We start from the raw sequence: 18388 nt of genomic DNA, 5'->3' as shown, positions 1-18388 counted from the left end.
GAAATAAGTAATGTTGAACTGGAAACTAGTACAAAGAAATTTTACTGTCCAGAAGTTATCATTGAATAACAGCATTTCTAATTCAACAGAGATTCTAGATGATGTTTTCAATAAATAAAATTGGACCACTCTTACTATCTATGCGATAGGCTTGCCCAATCTTATAATGGAGGAATATACACTTGTTGATGGAAATAGAATGTGGCGACTCGAGCGGGATAAGCGAGAAAGTTTAGACCCACAGGTTGCGGAGTATACGAGGGGGCTCGGCCTCGCCCACGGAAAGCGTCCACATGAAACAAAAGTCACAGGATTATTCATTATTTACCACAAACGAAGTTTTTCTGTTCCATTTTCATCTACCTAGAATTATTTAAAAAAATACGGCAACATCAGTTGATGTGCCGCACTTCTATATTAATGTGTTTTACAAGAATCGTAAATACCTGCTTCTTTAATCGCTTCGATTAAAGTTTCACCAATTACAGATGGAGTTGCTGCAACTTTCATGCCAGCCGCTTCCATTGCTTTGATTTTTCCTTCTGCAGTACCTTGTCCACCGGAAATAATAGCTCCAGCATGACCCATACGTTTACCAGGAGGTGCAGTTTGCCCACCGATGAATCCAATGACAGGTTTTGTCATATTAGCTTTAATCCATTCAGCTGCTTCCTCTTCTGCAGTACCACCAATTTCCCCAATCATAACTGCTGCATATGTGTCAGGGTCATCGTTGAATTCTTTTAGAACATCGATAAAGTTTGTACCGTTAACTGGGTCTCCACCAATACCTACAGAAGTAGATTGACCGATACCTGCATCAGTTAACTGAAGAACTGCTTCATAAGTTAGAGTTCCTGAACGTGAAACTACTCCTACATGACCTTTAGTATTGATGTAACCTGGCATAATACCAATTTTACATTCATCTGCAGTAATAACACCCGGACAGTTCGGTCCAACTAGACGTGTTTTTTTACCTTCCATGTAACGTTTAACGTTAACCATATCTAATACTGGGATGTGCTCAGTAATACAAATAGTCATATCCAATTCAGCGTCAACTGCTTCTAAAATTGCATCTGCAGCAAATGGTGCTGGAACATAAATTACTGAAACGTTAGCGCCAGTAGCTTTAACAGCATCTTCAACTGTATTGAAAACTGGTACTCCTTCTACTTCTGTTCCACCTTTACCAGGTGTTACCCCAGCAACGATTTTAGTTCCATATTCTAACATTTGTTTTGTATGGAAAAGAGCAGTTGAGCCCGTAATTCCTTGTACAATTACTTTAGTATCTTTATTAATGTATACGCTCACTTTTTGTCCCTGCCTTTCTTATCCTACAAGATTAACGATTTTTTGAGCACCGTCTGCCATTGAATCTGCAGCAACGATATTTAAGCCTGATTCATTTAATAATTTTTTACCTAAATCTACGTTAGTACCTTCTAAGCGAACTACAAGTGGTACTTCTAATCCTAATTCTTTCGCTGCAATAATAACACCCTCAGCGATGATGTCACACTTCATAATTCCACCGAAGATATTAACAAAAATACCTTTTACGTTTTTATCAGAAAGGATGATTTTAAATGCTTCTGTAACTTTTTCTGCAGTCGCGCCGCCCCCAACGTCAAGGAAGTTTGCGGGTGATCCGCCGTAATAGCTAATTGTGTCCATTGTTGCCATAGCTAGACCTGCTCCATTAACCATACAACCGATATTTCCGTCTAAAGAAATATAGCTCAAGTCATATTTTGAAGCTTCGATTTCTTTTGGATCCTCTTCATCATAATCACGCATTTCTAATATATCGTTATGACGATATAATGCGTTACCATCGAAGTTGAATTTTGCATCAAGTGCTAAAACATTGTCATCAGCAGTTACTACTAATGGGTTAATCTCAACGATTGAAGCATCTTTTTCTTTATAAACTTGATATAAACCAAGCATGAATTTAGCTGCTTTGTTCACAAGTTTAGCTGGAATATTCATGTTAAATGCCATGCGACGTGCTTGGAAGCCTGTTAAGCCTACAACTGGATCGATTTCTTCATAGAAAAGTTTTTCAGGTGTATTTTCAGCCACTTCTTCAATGTCCATACCACCCTCTTCAGAGCCCATTAATGTTACACGTGAAGTTGAACGGTCTAAAACTAGCCCTACATAATATTCTTTCTTAATGTCGCTTCCTTCTTCGATCAGTAAACGTTTAATTTCTTTACCTTCAGGACCCGTTTGGTGAGTAACAAGTACTTTACCTAATAGTTCCTTCGCGTATTCACGTACCTCATCTAGATTTTTAGCGATTTTTACTCCACCAGCTTTACCACGCCCACCAGCGTGAATTTGAGCTTTAACAACAATGACGCTTGATCCTAATTCTTTTGCTGCTTTCACTGCCTCTTCAGGTGAGAAAGCTACAATTCCGTTAGAAACTGCTACGCCATATTGTCTCAGGAGTTGTTTACCTTGATATTCATGGATATTCATCTTACATCCTCCAATCAAACTTATGTCAAGTAATTTACTACCTTTCTAATTGTATTAAAAGTGTCACATCTTGTCCACAAAAGTATGATATTTAGCTAAAACAACTAATATTCAGACTACGTGTCGAAAGATTTAACCCTGGCTTCTTTTTCTTTATCAATTTTATAAATATAAGCAAATACCTCTGCAACCGCTTGATATAACTCTTCTGGAATCGATTGATTGATATCTAATTGTCCGAGAAGTTCAACTAAACTTGCATCTTCCTGAACCGGTACATTAAATTCTTCTGCTTTTGCCAATATATTTTCTGCTATTTTACCTTTTCCTTTGGCAACTATCTTTGGGGCATCACTAAAACCTGGATTATACGTTATGGCAACTGCTTCTTTTCGAGTATATTTTTCATCTTTCATATACGAATGTCTACTCCTTGCATGTCAAAAGTCTTTGGTTTTGACTTCAAAACAGATGTCATTTTTTGTTCCTCAAAAGTTTTTACGAATACTCCTGATAGTTGATAGCCGACTGAGGATAATCCTGCCTTTAATGTTTCCTTAAATTTATTAGCGAAGGAAACCAACTGCGTATCATTGTTATATAAAGTAATTGATACTACTCTATTTTGCACCTGCATATCTACCACGGTTTCTTCTAAAGTATCTAACTGCAAATAAAACATTATCCTAGCAAACTCAGAATCAATTTTACCATCCTCTTTCATCCGACCATTCCATTCAAGTGTAGCATCCATTTTTTTACCTAAAAACTCTAATGGAACTTGCATTAATAGCTGGTGTTGCGGTCCATTTTCATTGGATAATATTTGTAATCCATTCATGCGTCCAAGTACCACTTCTGCGCTTTCTCTGACCGCTGAAGAAATAGTCTGGTTTTGCAGTAACTCCACAATCTGTGGCTTTAGTTGGGTAGCTAATTGCCTGATTTCGTCACTATTAGCCCCAAGTTTCGCTTCATAACCAAATCCTAGTGATTTCAATACTTCTTTCATTGCATGTTCAAATGCTTTTCCATCTAATTGTTGCATAACTTGCTGTTCTGATTGCACTAGTGTTTGAGTTAATACAATACTACTCGTAGAATTTTTACTAATATCCGTTATTTGCTGTAGAGTCTGAGCAATCGATTCTACAGAACCCCCCTTACCAAGCAATGACACTAAATGATCCTTGGGGGTTAATCCATTCATATCCTTTGTAAAAATTGCTTGCTGACTTTGCTCAGCAAATACTTTCGTCAGGGCATTGTTTATTACTTGAAGCTGGTTAGGCTGATTATCACTTTTCAGTAAAGCTATCACTTCACTTTTTTGGTTTGCCGTTAAAGTAGGTTGCTGAATTACCCAATTACGAAATTGTTCTAACGCTGTTCTTTTTTCTGCTGGGACAGCCTGACCAAGCTTTAACAATTGGTCTCCAGCAGAGTTCACAATTGACTGCTGGTTAGTTAATGGTGTGGGATTTGCAAGACTTGCAGTAGCTGGCAGAACGCTGTAGTCCTTTAATGTTTGTAGCATTGGCAATCGTGAGGATATCGGTTGCTGCTGGTTTTGAAGGGTTTCTATTTGCTTACCAAGTATCGCTCCAGCCACTGGTCCATTAAATGGTTCTGCTATTTTCTGTAGATTTTGAAGCAGATTATTTTTCAAAGCTGGCTCTACCGTTTGATCTTGTTGTAATTGAAACTGCAAATTTTGTAGGATATTATGCAATCCATCGGTAGATTTACCACTCAACACTGTTTGAAACATTGAATTCGTTAAAGGTAACTTCATATCAATTATCTTCTGAATTGTTTCGAGCGCCGCTTTCATCGTCATATCTTTTGGAAGTTGTTTTAATAACTGTTCTACTTGCATTAATGTTTCTTTAGAAACGGGTAATTGTTGTTTTAAAAAAAACTGTATCGCTGCTTGCATTTCAGTTGTTTTTGGTAAGTTCATCGCTTGTAATAATTGTTGCCCTTGTTGCACCAATGTATTTCCTTGCGTGAGAGGTCCTGTAACTACTTTCAGCTGTAATTCAGGAGCGGATTTTTCTACTTGGAAAAAATGAGAATCTCCAGCTTTTAATGGAGTCTCTAATTTAGCTATTACTTTTTGATTTCCTATTTGGACTTCTGCAGTTTGATTTGGATACAGTTTTTTTATCGTACCGTGAATCACTTGACCTTCCTTCATAGGAGTTTGTGACTGAGAAGTAACCCCAGAAGTTAATTGGGATTGAATAGTTGAAAAAGATGTCGAAGTCACTTTATCACCTCATTCTTAATATGGATTTGATCGGTTTGAATGTTTTTCGATGATGCTCAGTTGGACCGAATTTCTCTATCATTTCAACATGTAGCTTTGTACCGTAGCCTGCATGTTTATTAAACAAATACATTGGAAATTGCTCGTGCAATTGATCCATGTATTCGTCCCGTGCTGTTTTTGCTAATATGGATGCTGCCGCAATTGCTAAGCTTTGTGCATCACCTTTTATGATTGAATGGACTTTAATATCAATCGGCAAATTCATTGCATCTACTAATACGACATTTGGTCTAGTTTTTAAACTTAATACAGCTTCTGTCATGGATTGTTTCGTTGCTTCATAAATATTAAGTTGATCTATTTTTTCTACCGATTGGAAGTGGATACTGTATGCAACTGCATTTCGTTTAATCGCTATAGCTAGTTCTTGTCGTTTATTTCTGGATAATTGTTTAGAATCGTCTAGACCAATTAATTCTTCTGTCACATTTTGAAGAATTACTGCTGCTGTTACTACTGGACCGGCTAAAGGGCCCCTACCTGCTTCATCTACCCCTGCTACTAATTCATTTTCCAGAGAACAATAGCTTCTATCGAAGACAACTTTTTGTTCATGCGATTGACGTTCTAATTGTAGAAGCTGTTGTTTTCTTTTCCAGCTCGTCCATAGTTTTCTAGCACCAATTCGTTCATCCTGTTCTAACTCAGTTATCCAATCTTCCGAGCCCGTTGATTGTTCCAATTTATTTTTGATCTCTTTTAGACTTAACAATTTATTCACATTCTTTCTATATCTAATCTATGTATCGGCATTTGAGTCAATTTCATAATTGTTTGTTTCAATTAAAAACGAAAGTATACTTTTATTACAATATTTATTGGTTCTTTAAAAGTCTATATTGTTGATTGGAGCAGAAATCAACATCGCACGTTCCATTATGTACTAATAGGACACTCTTTTGAAAAGAGAAAACCCTTTTTACCAGTGGCAAAAAGGGTAGTATGTCTGTTTAATATTCCTCTACAAAATCAAATGTTAATCTTCCTAGATGTAGGTTTCGAACGTCCCGAACAATCAGTTCCGATACTTGATCGTAATCTATTTCGGTCCCATTTGTATAACATCTTCTTAACTTCCCAATTTTGTCAAATGTTTCTACTAAATCTTCGCTCATCTCTTTTATTTGATACCGTTCTTCCATCCGTTTTGGATAGTGATCTTGCAAGAAGTTTAAGCCATAGACTGCCAAATCTTCCATATTAATCACTGCATCTTTAATAGCACCAGTAAGGGCAAGCTTATAGCCCACTTGTTGATCCTCGAACTTCGGCCATAAGATACCTGGAGTATCTAGCAATTCAATTTCTCTTTCAACTTTGATCCATTGCTGCTTTTTCGTTACACCTGGTGTATTACCGGTTCTCGCAATATTTTTCTTGGCAAATCGGTTAATCAATGTTGATTTACCTACATTTGGTATACCAACAATCATTGCACGTATTGCTCTTGGCTTTATACCCCTGTCCTTCATACGGTCCCATTTAGGCTTTAATAGCTCTTTTGCCGCCTTGAATACAGTTTGTAGCCCTTTACCTTCTAAAGAGTTAATCGCCACCGCAGGGTGACCTTTTTCCTCAAAATAAGCAATCCACTTTTTAGTTTGTGTTTCGTCAGCCATATCCATTTTATTTAATATAAGTAGTCTCGTTTTCTGATGTATAACTTCATCTATCATAGGATTTCTAGATGATAGCGGTAAACGTGCATCTATTAATTCAAATACGATATCCACTAATTTTAAGTTCTCGGTTACTTCTCTTCTTGCTTTGGCCATATGACCAGGAAACCATTGAATTGTCATAGTGCACTTCCTTTTTACTTTATCAAACCAATTTCATTGAGTGGCCAAAAAACAATGTTTGTATTTCCAATAACTTCATCAATTTTAACTAAGCCAATATGTCGACTGTCTTTACTATATCTTCGATTATCTCCCATTACAAAAATATAACCTTCAGGGATTTCTGTCTCCTGAGTAATCTCTTCTAAAGTGAAATCATCTGTAAGAGTACCTTCTGTTATTTCACTTTTGTATTGATCTAAATATGGTTCTTCCATAGCTTCTCCATTTACATACAACTGATCATTTTTATACTCTACATGATCACCAGGAAGCCCAATTACACGTTTTATATAATTTTTTTGCTCTGGGGCATGAAATACTACTATGTCATAACGATCAGGTTCACCAACCATATAGCCGATTTTGTTGACAACCATACGATCCCCATTTTTTAAAGTAGGCATCATTGATTCTCCGTCTACTACGATAGGTGTAAATAAAAAGAAGCGAATTATTGCTGCTAGTCCAAAAGCAATTAATAGAGCTTTTGACCACTCCCATAATTCATTCTTTTCTTTTTTTACTTGTTCCATCAACTTGCCCCCTTTGGTTATTGTCTTTATTGTACAAGGAAATCTCTTTTCAAGCAAAAACAATTGTCCACTTTTCTTGTTGTTTACGTGATTTGTTTATATGAACTAAATAGAAAATAGCCTTTTAATGAATCTATTATGATCATCTGATATAAATGCCATTATACTAAAATATTTGTGAACAAATCATATTAAATATTTCTTTAACTCGGACATAATTATAATAAAAAATGTTGTAGCAAAAGTGTAAACACCTTTACTACAACATTTACTTTTGCTATTAACGACGCTCTTTAATACGAGCTGCTTTACCACGTAGGTCACGTAAGTAGTACAATTTAGCACGACGAACTTTACCACGACGGATAACTTCTAAGTTTGCAATTTTTGGTGTGTGTACAGGGAATGTACGTTCAACACCAACACCGGATGAAATTTTACGAACTGTAAAAGTTTCGCTAATTCCACCACCACGACGTTTAATTACAACACCTTCGTACATTTGGATACGTTCGCGAGTTCCCTCAACAACCTTAACGTGAACACGAACTGTGTCCCCAGGACGGAATGTTGGAAGGTCTGAACGTAATTGTTCTTTAGTGATTTCTGAAATAATGTTTTGCATCATTTTCTCTCCTTCTGTAGAATGCTCTTACACACAGTTGCTGTTGCAGCGGAACACCCAAAATCAGTACTTTTCATAAAAGCACATAGTAAAATATAACACAACTAATTATTGGATGCAATAATTATTAGAAATTTACTCTCCTTTTATTTCTTTTAATAAACTCTCCTCGTCGGAGGTTAGTTCAATCCGCTCCAATAAATCTGGCCTGCGCATGAATGTTCTTTTTAATGATTCTTCTTTGCGCCACTTTTCAATTGCTGCATGGTTTCCAGACATTAAAACATCTGGAACTGTATGACCTCTGAATTCGACTGGACGAGTATAATGGGGATGCTCTAGCAAACCAGTGGAAAAGGAATCTTTCTCATGCGATTCTGCATTACCTAAGACGTTAGGCAATAATCTCACAACACTATCCACCACCGTCATGGCTGCAAGCTCGCCACCTGTTAAAACAAAATCTCCAATAGAAATTTCGTCTGTCACTAAGTGCTCTCGAATTCGTTCATCATAGCCTTCGTAGTGTCCACAAATAAAAACAAGCTCTTCTTCCCGTGCTAGTTCTTCCGCTTTTTTCTGCGTAAAACGTTCTCCCTGAGGACACAAAAGGATAATGCGTCTACTCGGTCCTTTACTTGGCGGAAGAGCCTCTATGGCATTAAAAATAGGTTCTGGCTTTAACACCATCCCTGCACCACCGCCATATGGATAGTCGTCCACTTGATGATGTTTGTTACCTGAGTAATCCCTAAAATTTACTACATTTATCGTTGCTTCATTCTTTTCTTGGGCCTTTTTCAAAATCGATGAATTAAATACACCAGTAAACATTTCTGGAAAAAGAGAAAGAATGTGAATGTTCATCATGATAACAGACCATCCAATACTTCTATTTTGATTTTTTTATTTTCAATATCAATTGATTTCACTACGTCTTCAATATAAGGAATATAGTGGTCTTTTTTTCCTTTTTCGGGTCTCACAGTCCAAACATCGTTGGCGCCAGTTTGAATAATTTCTGTTATAGTTCCAATAATTTCACCTTCAGTAGATTCTACTGTACAACCTATAATTTCGTGAAAATAGAACTCATTTTCTTCTAACTCTGAAAGGTATTTTTCAGAAACCTTTAAAATTGCGTTTCTAAATGCTTCTACATCCTTCAACAATGAGTATCCTTCAAAAGTTAATAAATCAAAATTCTTATGTTGACGATGACTTGCTACTTTAACAATAATTGGTTTAGAACCATCTGCTTTATGTAACGCAAGTTCGCTTCCAACTTCATAGCGTTCGTCAGCAAAGTCTGTCGTAGAGATTACTCGAACCTCTCCCCAAATACCGTGTGTATTTACTATCTTACCTACATTAAACCATTCCATTACGATTACCTCCTAGTAAGAAAACCGGGTAAAAAAAGACGCCAGGACCTTTAAAAATAAAAATGTAGATATGTCATTGATTTCCGCTCCGAGCGGACGCTTTCCGTGGGCACGGCTTCAGCCGCTTCCTTCGCTTTCGCTCAGTCCAGGGTCTTCATCTCGCGCTTTTCCCACTGGAGTCGCCGCTCTGCGCTCCAATCAATTAAATCCACTTAATATGTTTGGCTAACTAGTATAAAATCACCTAAGTACACATGATTTATCTTAAAACAAGTAAAGAAAAAAGGGACTTAGGAAAAAGAAGATCCACTTTCTACATTCTTCTTTACAAAATAGTAGCTCAGTTCAACAGACGATTTTATCCCTATATTACCCTGACTAAATTTATTATCCAAGCGATAGACTATGCAAAATCTTATAGTGCAGTACTATTCACTTAATTGATTGTAGTGAAATGTGGCGACTCCAGCGGGATAAGCGAGAAAGTCGAGACTCCGCTAGGAAGAATCGTAGCGCCTGACTGAGGAGGCTCGACCTCGCCCGCGGATGCCAACAGGATGTTGGTCACAAAGGCTTTGCCACAAGACGTGGCGCACTTGGCCTTTGTTCTCCACTTGTAACGCAAATCAGTAGTATTATTTATTCATTCTTTCATCCTTAAAACACAGTGTACACGGTACAATTTTATATACCTTCTTAATCTTATAGAAATGCGCAGGCGCCTAGGTCAGCCCTGACAACGTTCTTCTGTGACGAGCTTTACATAAAATCCTGAAGCAACTCAGGTGGACTAGGCACTGGAGCTTGACATCTGAGTATAATGTTTTCATAACTATCAAAAAAGGAAGAACAAATTGTTCTCCCTTTAATCTAATATGTCGACATATGTTTTTTTCTTTTGGTGACTGCCTGCTGCTGAGTAAACAATTGTACGAATTGCTTTCGCGACACGCCCTTGTTTGCCAATTACTTTCCCCATATCTTCAGGATGAACAGAAAGTTTATAAACTATACGGTTTATACTTTCTTCTTTTTCAACCTTTACATTTTCTGGATAATCAACTATCGGTTTAACGATTGCTTCGATCAGCTGCTTCACATTGTCCCCTCCGATTATTTGCCGAGTTTTGCGTTATGGAATTTTTCCATAATTCCTTGTTCTGAGAACAAGTTACGTACTGTATCAGATGGTTTCGCACCGTCTTGAAGCCATTTTAACGCTAATTCTTCGTTAATTTTAACTTCAGCTGGTTTAGTAAGTGGGTTGTAAGTACCTACTGTTTCAATTTGACGACCATCACGTGGTGAGCGAGAGTCTGCTACTACAATACGATAGAAAGGAGATTTTTTTGCTCCCATACGTTTTAAACGAATTTTAACTGCCATTTTCATTGCACCTCCGAATAGTTTCACACAAGATAGTATATTATCAAGGTTTTATTTGTTTGTAAAGTGTTTTTTCTTAACACCCTATTTTTTTTAGTAAAACTCTACTTAAACAACGAGTCTAGACCTGGCATTTTCATCTTTTTCTTGCCTTTTTGTTGCATGTTGGTCATTTGTTTCATCATTTTTTTCATGTCTTCGAATTGTTTCAGTAATCTATTTATATCTTGAATAGATGTACCAGATCCTTTAGCAATTCTCTTTTTTCTTGGTCCATTAATAATCTCGGGAGTTGTTTTTTCTTGCGTAGTCATCGAATAAATGATGGCTTCTACACGATCCATCTGTTTTTCATCCACTTTCGCATTTTCCAATCCTTTGATTTTACCTGCACCTGGAAGCATTTTTAGAATTTCGTCTAAAGGTCCCATTTGTTTCACTTGGCCGATTTGCTCTAAGAAGTCATCAAATGTAAAACTCTGCGTACGGAATTTTTCTTCTAATTCCTTCGCTCGTTCCTCATCGACATTTGCCTGGGCTTTTTCGATTAGTGACATCATATCGCCCATACCTAAAATTCGAGAAGCCATTCGTTCCGGGTGGAATGGCTCTAACGCATCCATTTTTTCACCCATCCCGACAAATTTAATCGGTTTTTGAGTAACGGAGCGAATAGATAGTGCAGCACCACCTCGTGTATCTCCATCTAACTTCGTTAAAACAACACCAGTTATGCCTATAGCTTCATTAAAATTATTCGCTACATTGACTGCATCCTGACCAGTCATTGCATCTACAACTAAAAACACCTCATCAGGCTCTTTGATCGCACGGATATCTTTTAGTTCCTGCATAAGTGTCTCATCAATATGAAGACGCCCTGCAGTATCTATAATAACTACATCGTGATGTTCTTCTTTTGCTTGCTCCATAGCCTGTTTGACTATTTCAACAGGAGAAATATCTGTCCCTAATGCAAACACAGGTAATGATAGCTGTTTCCCAATAGTTTGTAACTGTTGGACTGCCGCTGGTCTATAGATATCGGCAGCAACTAATAGAGGCTTTTTATTATACTTTTTACGTAGAATATTGGCCAATTTACCCGTAGTTGTTGTTTTCCCTGCACCTTGCAAACCGACCATCATAATAACTGTCGGGGGTCTAGTAGAGAAAGAAATTTGACTTTGCTCTCCACCCATAAGTTCAGTCAATTCATCTTTAACGATTTTAACAACCTGTTGTCCTGGTGTTAAACTTTTCATCACGTCTTGCCCAACGGCACGATCCGATACATTTTTGACAAATTCTTTTACTACTTTTAAGTTAACGTCTGCTTCAAGAAGTGCATATCGAACTTCTCTCATCATTTCTTTTACATCGGCTTCAGAAACTTTCCCCTTACCTTTTATTTTCTGAAGTGTGCCTTGGAGTCGCTCAGCTAACCCTTCAAATGCCATGCTCGTTCGCCTCCTAATCCCATTCTTTTAATTGATTAATGAGTTGAATCAGTTCTTTTTCAGATGATTGATCTTTTACAAGAGAAAGCAGTTGTTCCACAGTTTCTTGTCTACGTTGAAATTTAGAAAACAGACTAAGCTTTTCCTCATACTCTTCCAACATAGCTTCAGTTCGGCGTATATTATCATATACCGCTTGCCTAGAAATAGTATATTCTTCTGCAATTTCTCCAAGAGATAGATCGTCTAAATAATAAAGCTGCATATAGCTTCTTTGTTTATCTGTTAATAAAGCCTGGTAAAAATCGAAGAGAAAATTCATGCGAGTTGTTTTTTCAATCATTCCCATCTCTCCTTACCATTTCACTTGTCATACTATATTTTAGTAAGAGAAGAGACAACTGTCAAGTAAAATTACTTGTCTGACTCTTCCGCGTCTTCTAAATCCAATCCATCAGCAAAAAGTCCGTATACATACTTCTCAGCATCAAATGGTTGTAAATCATCCATTTTTTCCCCTAGTCCAACAAATTTAACTGGGATATGAAGTTTATTGCGTATAGCAAGCACTATACCACCTTTTGCAGTACCGTCTAGCTTAGTTAAGACTATTCCCGTCACATTTGTTACTTCTTTAAATGTCTGTGCCTGAACAAGTGCATTTTGTCCAGTAGTAGCATCAAGAGCTAATAGCACTTCATGTGGAGCATCAGGTATCTCACGAGAAATTACCCTATGAATTTTTTCAAGCTCATTCATTAAGTTAACTTTGTTTTGTAATCTCCCCGCAGTATCACAGATCAACACATCCACATTGCGAGATTTAGCCGCTCTTACAGCATCATACATAACAGCTGCGGGATCAGAGCCTTCAGACTGCTTAATGACTTCGACTCCTACTCTATCTCCCCAGACTTGAAGCTGATCAATTGCACCGGCACGGAAAGTATCCCCCGCTGCTAACATGACATTTTTGCCTTCCTCTTTTAGTCTATGAGCTAACTTTCCAATAGTTGTTGTTTTACCAACCCCATTTACTCCGACAAACAAAATTACAGACAATCCACTTTCTTCTAGTTGAAGTTCTGCTATATCGTCTTCTCCAGCTTTATAAATTTCTACTAATTTCTCAGAAATAACCGATTGAATTCCAGAAGTATTTTTAATATTTTTGCGTTGTACCTCAAATCTTAAAGAATCCATCAGTTCTGTAACAGTTTCAAAACCTACATCTGCTTGAAGTAAAATTTCCTCAAGTTCCTCAAAAAAGTCTTCGTCCACTTTACGGTATTTGGCAACTAAATCATTAACCTTTGACGTAAATTGGTTCCTTGTTTTGGAAAGACCTTCCTTGAACTTATTGGTAATCGAAACTGTTTCTTCCACTTCTGGAGTAGAACCTAACATTTTCTCTTTGAATTTTTTAAAAAAGCTCATATATAAACTCCTTTTAAGTTACTAGTTCCGCTTCTAATTTAACAGAAACTAATTTAGATATACCAGATTCCTGCATTGTAATACCATACAGGACATCTGCACCTTCCATTGTTCCCTTACGATGTGTAATAACGATAAACTGCGTATTATGACTGAATTTCTTCAAATAATCGCTATAACGAGTTACATTTGCCTCATCTAGAGCTGCTTCCACTTCATCCAAAATACAAAATGGAACCGGGCGTGTACGTAGAATAGAAAATAATAACGCAATGGCAGTAAGTGCTCGTTCTCCACCAGATAGTAAAGAAAGATTTTGGAGTTTTTTTCCTGGAGGTTGAGCAAGAATATCAATACCCGTCTCAAGTAACGAAGTGGGATCAGTTAATACTAAATCTGCCTGCCCACCACCAAACAATTCTCGGAACACCACTTTGAAGTGACGTTGAATTTCATTGAAGGTTGTTTCAAAACGAATCGTCATTTCCTCATCCATTTCTTTAATAACCTCATGTAATGTTTCTTGAGCAGATAATAGATCTTCTCTTTGTTCTGTCAAAAATGAGTGGCGCTCGCTAACTTGTTCATATTCCTGAATCGAACTAAGATTGATAGGACCCAACTCTTCAATAGAACGTTTCAATAATTTAACCTTTTTACGGGCTAAATCCTCATCCATCTCAAATGGATAATCCCGCTCTGCATCTTCCAATATCATTTCATAAGTTTCTTCTAAATGATTTTGTAACGTTCTCATTTCTACTTCTATTTTACCTTGCTTTATATCTAATGCACGTTCTTCCGTAAGTTGAATATTCGCTTGTTGTTGCAGCTGTTTCAATGCAATTTCTGCTTGTAAAATTGTTTGTGCAAGTTCTGCACGCTGAGTTTTACCAGATTGAATTTGGATGATTAAATGTTCTTTTGTCTGTTTGCGTTGATCTATTAGTTTCATTAGTTCTTCAGGAGATGTACCACCCTGGTCATCATTTTCATACCAAGCGATTTCCTTCTGCAGTGTTGCCACTTTTTGTATACTGGCTACGCTAGACTGATCTAATAAAACCTTTTCTTTGTCTTGTTGAGAAATTTGTTCATTGACCACCGCGATAGAAGAAAGTATTTCACCTAATTCATTTTGGAATTTGTCTTTTTCTTGTAGGGATTGTTGTTTCAATGTTTGCAATTCGTCGATTGTCTTCTGAATAGAAGTCAACGACTCGTTAATCTCTGCGCTTCTGGAAGCAGTTTGTTCTTTTTTCCGAACTAAGCCTTCATGTAGATTATTCTTTTCTGTTTTTTCTTCATCGTATTCCAACAACTGATTCGTCAATCTAGAAATTATAGCAGCACATTCTCTGGATTCTGAGAGTAGTTTATGTTCTAGCTCTCTCAATTGCTCACCGGAGAGTCGAGTTTCTTCTAAATCTTTTTTCAATTCTTGAACTTCTTGCTTTCTTTTGGAAACAGAAACTTCTGCTTCCAAAACAGATTTTTCTAGTTCCACTAGTTTAACATTAAGTTGCTCTAGCTCTGCTTTACGGGTAAATAAAGATGATTGCTGTTTAACTGAACCTCCAGTTAAAGAACCTCCAGCATTCACTACATCCCCATCTAGAGTAACGAAACGGAATTTATATTGTAATCGGGCAGCCATTTCATTGGCACCTTTTAAATCTTTGGCAATAATAATATTTCCAAGTAAATTTTCTACAATAATTTGATAACCACCTAAATAATTTACAAGTTTATCCGCTGTATTCACAAAAGACGGATGTTCCTTAATAGAATTTAGTGTGGATTCGTTTATTTTACGAGATTTCATAACCTGTAAAGGCAGAAATGTTGCTCGTCCCACTCTTTTCTTTTTTAACCAATCTATTGCAATTCGAGCATCCTGACTACTATCCGTAATTATATGCTGAGATTGGGGACCAATTGCAGTATCAATTGCAGTCATATATGATTCTGGTATTTGAATTAGCTCGGCAACTGCACCGTGAATTCCTTTAAGTTCCTTTTTATCTCGCGCAATAAGGACCTCTTTAACTCCTTGGAAAAACCCTGAAAACTCAGATTCTAACTCTTCCAATGAATCTCTTCTAGCTTGCATTTGATGTTTCATTTGATAGGCTTTTTGAAGCATTGTCTGCTGCTCTTCAAAAGAACCTTCCAGTCGTTCTGAAACTTCTCGTTTGGTTTTATAATCCTCTAGTTTTTGTTGTAGATCCTTTTGACAATTTACCAATAATGGATCTAGTTCATTTTTGCGGATTGTTAGTTTTTCTAATTCGTCTTTGATTTCCTGATAATCTGCAGTCATTCTTTCAGAAGAAACTAATTCAAATTGAAGTTGCTGCTCCATATGCTTCATTTCGTTTTTCATCGTTGCTTCTTCATTCAGCAAATCGATATACGTACTTTTTAAATCTTCAATTTCTTCTTCCATTTCGGAAGCTGATTTACTCAAAACATGATCGATTTGAACTTTCTTAGTACGAAGCTCTTTGAGTTGAGCTAGCTTTTCAGATTTAGCTAAACCATTAGTTTTCAATTGCTCTTCTAGTGTTTGGACTTTATATTGTTCCTCTTCCAGAGCTTTTTTCAACTGCGATATTTGCTGACTAGCATTTTGCTTTTTCTCTGCCAAAAGTAATTTTCTACCTTCTAATCGTTCTAGCTCAGAACTAGACTCTACAAGTTCGCTTTGCTCTATATCTAGCTTTTCATCAATATCAGACATCAGTTTTCTATGTTGTTGAATATTTTTTTCCAACTCATCAATTTGTACTAGCAAAGACTGTTTGATTTGCTGAAGTTCTTCTAATTTTGTTTGTAACTCCATATTTTCTTGAACATATAATCTTAAGTCGTGGGCAATTACCGCGATTTCAATATCCTTAAGCTCCGCTGACATCATTAAATAATCAGAAGCCAAAGAAGACTGGATTTGTAGAGGCTCCATTCGACCATCTAATTCATGTAAAATATCAAGCACACGATTTAAATTATCATCTGTTTCGATCAGCTTGAATTCAGCTTTCTTTTTACGTTGCTTATACTTTAAAACACCAGCAGTTTCCTCAAAAATCGTACGACGATCTTCTGGTCTACTATTTAATATTTCATCAACTCGTCCTTGAGAAATAATAGAAAAAGCTTCTTTTCCAAGTCCCGAGTCCATAAATAAATCGGTAATATCCTTTAGTCTACATGTTTGTTTGTTTAACAAATATTCACTGTCTCCCGAACGAAACACCCTTCTAGTCACACTAATTTCCGCAAAATCAAGAGCAACCCGTTGATCTGCGTTATCTAATATCAAGGTCACTTCTGCAAAGTTCAAGGCTTTTCTAGAATCACTCCCAGCAAAAATGACATCTTCCATTTTTGCACCTCGAAGGGATTTGGCAGATTGCTCACCTAATACCCATCTAATTGCGTCTGTAACATTACTTTTCCCACTACCATTCGGTCCTACTACTGCAGTTACTCCAGGAACAAAATCAATTCCTATTCGATCTGCAAATGACTTAAATCCAACTATTTCTAATCTTTTAAGGAACAATGATTATTCCTCCCGTTCTGAATCCCTAAAATAAAGTATGGCTAGTCTTGCAGCTTGTTGTTCTGCCTCTTTTTTGGAACGACCATTTCCTATACCCAGTTCTTTAGTGTTTAAAATAACCCGAGAAACAAAAGTTCGATTGTGAGCCGGACCTTTTTCCTCTACAATTTCATAGCTTAACGTACCATTATTTTGTTGTTGAATAATTTCTTGTAATTGACTTTTATAATCCATCACATGCGAAAAAGCACCGAGTTCGATTTTAGGGAAAACAATTTTTTCTAAAAACTCTATCACTGTTTCTAATCCCTGATCTAAGTATAAAGCACCGATAAAAGCTTCAAAAACGTCTGCTAGAAGCGCAGGTCTTTCACGACCACCTGTCAGTTCCTCCCCTTTTCCTAACAATACATATTTGCCGAAGTTTAACTCATTAGCAAATAATACAAGTGATGGCTCACAAACAATTGCTGCTCGAAGTTTAGTTAACTCCCCTTCACTCATACCTGTATACTGTTGAAATAAATATTGAGAAACAGACAGCTCCAACACCGCGTCTCCAAGGAATTCTAATCGTTCGTTATCGGCAAAAAATTTCCGTCGATGCTCATTCACATAAGATGAATGGGTAAAGGCTTGATACAATAATGTTGAGTTTTGAAACCTAATCTGAAAATGCTCCTGGAACTGTTCAAATTGTTCTTTTACAGTTTCCGAAAAAACTGACTTACGTGTAATATTTTTTTTGCGATTTACTTTCATGAATTATCTGCCTTTCTCACTTATCATATGTCCTTCTAAGTTTACCCGTTTCTAAACTAATGTGCAAAAAGAAATAGAGACGTTCTGTACTATTCGCACGGAATAAGTAGAACGTCTCTGCTACTATTAGATTTTATGTAGTAATCTCCAGAAAAGCGCAAGTGCCTATATTAGCCCTAAAAGCACTGGAAGGATTTCGAATGAAGGCTTACTTGGCTTTAACGAAATCCTGAAGCAACTCGAAGGTCTAGGCACTGTAGCTGGACACTTCATAAAATTTAACCTTGTTTGCTTTCAATATACTTAACTGCACTACCTACAGTTGAAATTTGTTCAGCATCTTCATCTGAAATTTCCATATCGAATTCATCTTCTAATTCCATTACTAATTCTACCACATCTAGTGAATCTGCACCTAAATCTTCACGAAAAGATGCTTCTAATTTCACTTCGCTCTCATCTACTCCTAGACGATCAACGATTACTTTTGTTACGCGTTCTAAAACTGTTGACACATTAGTCACCTCCCCTCAATGATTATACAAAATCCTGCA

Annotated in this window: 18 protein-coding genes; all 18 read right to left on the bottom strand. The window is 36.8% G+C overall.

The annotated features are described in order from the left end of the window. Window positions 1–417: 417 nt before the first annotated feature. The 18 genes from sucD to acpP all read right to left on the bottom strand — a co-directional run bounded on the left by sucD (window position 418) and on the right by acpP (window position 18349). The gene (gene sucD, locus MKY29_RS06865) at window positions 418–1320 is read right to left on the bottom strand and encodes a succinate--CoA ligase subunit alpha (protein WP_090562618.1); all 903 of its coding nucleotides are present in this window, start codon (window positions 1318–1320) and stop codon (window positions 418–420) included. 18 nt (window positions 1321–1338) lie between these two features. Next, window positions 1339–2499 carry an ADP-forming succinate--CoA ligase subunit beta gene (sucC, locus tag MKY29_RS06860; protein WP_090562621.1) on the bottom strand — a complete coding sequence of 387 codons (1161 nt, stop codon included), beginning with the start codon at window positions 2497–2499 and terminating at the stop codon, window positions 1339–1341. Between the two features lie 116 nt (window positions 2500–2615). Next, window positions 2616–2915, bottom strand: coding sequence for an EscU/YscU/HrcU family type III secretion system export apparatus switch protein (locus MKY29_RS06855; protein WP_090562623.1), 300 nt, complete (start codon window positions 2913–2915; stop codon window positions 2616–2618). Beyond that, on the bottom strand, window positions 2912–4771 hold the full coding sequence (locus MKY29_RS06850; RefSeq protein WP_340879370.1) for a hypothetical protein: 1860 nt from the start codon (window positions 4769–4771) through the stop codon (window positions 2912–2914). Before MKY29_RS06850 ends, MKY29_RS06855 begins: the two co-directional genes overlap by 4 nt. A gap of 4 nt (window positions 4772–4775) precedes the next feature. Further along, complete coding sequence (locus tag MKY29_RS06845) at window positions 4776–5546, bottom strand: ribonuclease HII (protein WP_340880819.1); 771 nt, start codon at window positions 5544–5546, stop codon at window positions 4776–4778. 238 nt (window positions 5547–5784) lie between these two features. Continuing rightward, entirely contained in the window at window positions 5785–6636 is an 852-nt protein-coding gene (ylqF, locus tag MKY29_RS06840; protein ID WP_090562630.1) for a ribosome biogenesis GTPase YlqF, read from the bottom strand. Window positions 6637–6650: 14 nt separating this feature from the next. Next, window positions 6651–7211, bottom strand: coding sequence for a signal peptidase I (gene lepB, locus MKY29_RS06835; protein WP_093494445.1), 561 nt, complete (start codon window positions 7209–7211; stop codon window positions 6651–6653). 280 nt (window positions 7212–7491) lie between these two features. Then, complete coding sequence (gene rplS / locus MKY29_RS06830) at window positions 7492–7836, bottom strand: 50S ribosomal protein L19 (protein WP_090562635.1); 345 nt, start codon at window positions 7834–7836, stop codon at window positions 7492–7494. Between the two features lie 135 nt (window positions 7837–7971). Beyond that, entirely contained in the window at window positions 7972–8703 is a 732-nt protein-coding gene (gene trmD / locus MKY29_RS06825; RefSeq protein WP_340879369.1) for a tRNA (guanosine(37)-N1)-methyltransferase TrmD, read from the bottom strand. Next, the gene (rimM, locus tag MKY29_RS06820) at window positions 8703–9221 is read right to left on the bottom strand and encodes a ribosome maturation factor RimM (RefSeq protein ID WP_093494444.1); all 519 of its coding nucleotides are present in this window, start codon (window positions 9219–9221) and stop codon (window positions 8703–8705) included. The genes trmD and rimM overlap by 1 nt, the downstream gene beginning before the upstream one ends. Before the next feature lie 865 nt (window positions 9222–10086). Continuing rightward, complete coding sequence (locus tag MKY29_RS06815) at window positions 10087–10320, bottom strand: KH domain-containing protein (protein ID WP_090562641.1); 234 nt, start codon at window positions 10318–10320, stop codon at window positions 10087–10089. A gap of 14 nt (window positions 10321–10334) precedes the next feature. Continuing rightward, entirely contained in the window at window positions 10335–10607 is a 273-nt protein-coding gene (rpsP, locus tag MKY29_RS06810; RefSeq protein ID WP_053590001.1) for a 30S ribosomal protein S16, read from the bottom strand. 104 nt (window positions 10608–10711) lie between these two features. Beyond that, window positions 10712–12067, bottom strand: coding sequence for a signal recognition particle protein (gene ffh, locus MKY29_RS06805; RefSeq protein ID WP_340879368.1), 1356 nt, complete (start codon window positions 12065–12067; stop codon window positions 10712–10714). A gap of 13 nt (window positions 12068–12080) precedes the next feature. Next, window positions 12081–12410, bottom strand: coding sequence for a putative DNA-binding protein (locus MKY29_RS06800; RefSeq protein ID WP_090562647.1), 330 nt, complete (start codon window positions 12408–12410; stop codon window positions 12081–12083). 71 nt (window positions 12411–12481) lie between these two features. Further along, window positions 12482–13504 (bottom strand): signal recognition particle-docking protein FtsY, encoded by a 1023-nt coding sequence (ftsY, locus tag MKY29_RS06795; RefSeq protein WP_090562650.1) that lies wholly within the window; start codon window positions 13502–13504, stop codon window positions 12482–12484. A gap of 13 nt (window positions 13505–13517) precedes the next feature. Then, a complete protein-coding gene (gene smc, locus MKY29_RS06790; RefSeq protein WP_093494442.1) occupies window positions 13518–17072 on the bottom strand; it encodes a chromosome segregation protein SMC in 3555 nt (1184 codons plus the stop codon). A 3-nt stretch (window positions 17073–17075) separates the two neighbouring features. Next, window positions 17076–17834: a ribonuclease III gene (rnc, locus tag MKY29_RS06785; protein WP_090562656.1), complete on the bottom strand. Its 759-nt coding sequence runs from the start codon at window positions 17832–17834 to the stop codon at window positions 17076–17078. 278 nt (window positions 17835–18112) lie between these two features. Then, window positions 18113–18349, bottom strand: a complete 237-nt coding sequence (gene acpP, locus MKY29_RS06780; RefSeq protein WP_090562659.1) for an acyl carrier protein — start codon at window positions 18347–18349, stop codon at window positions 18113–18115. Window positions 18350–18388: the final 39 nt, after the last annotated feature.

The sequence above is a fragment of the Psychrobacillus sp. FSL K6-2365 genome, assembly GCF_038003165.1.
GTDB classification, from domain to species: Bacteria; Bacillota; Bacilli; order Bacillales_A; family Planococcaceae; genus Psychrobacillus; species Psychrobacillus psychrodurans.
Note: the sequence above shows the minus strand (reverse complement) of the source record. Positions and strands in the feature narration are given on the sequence as shown.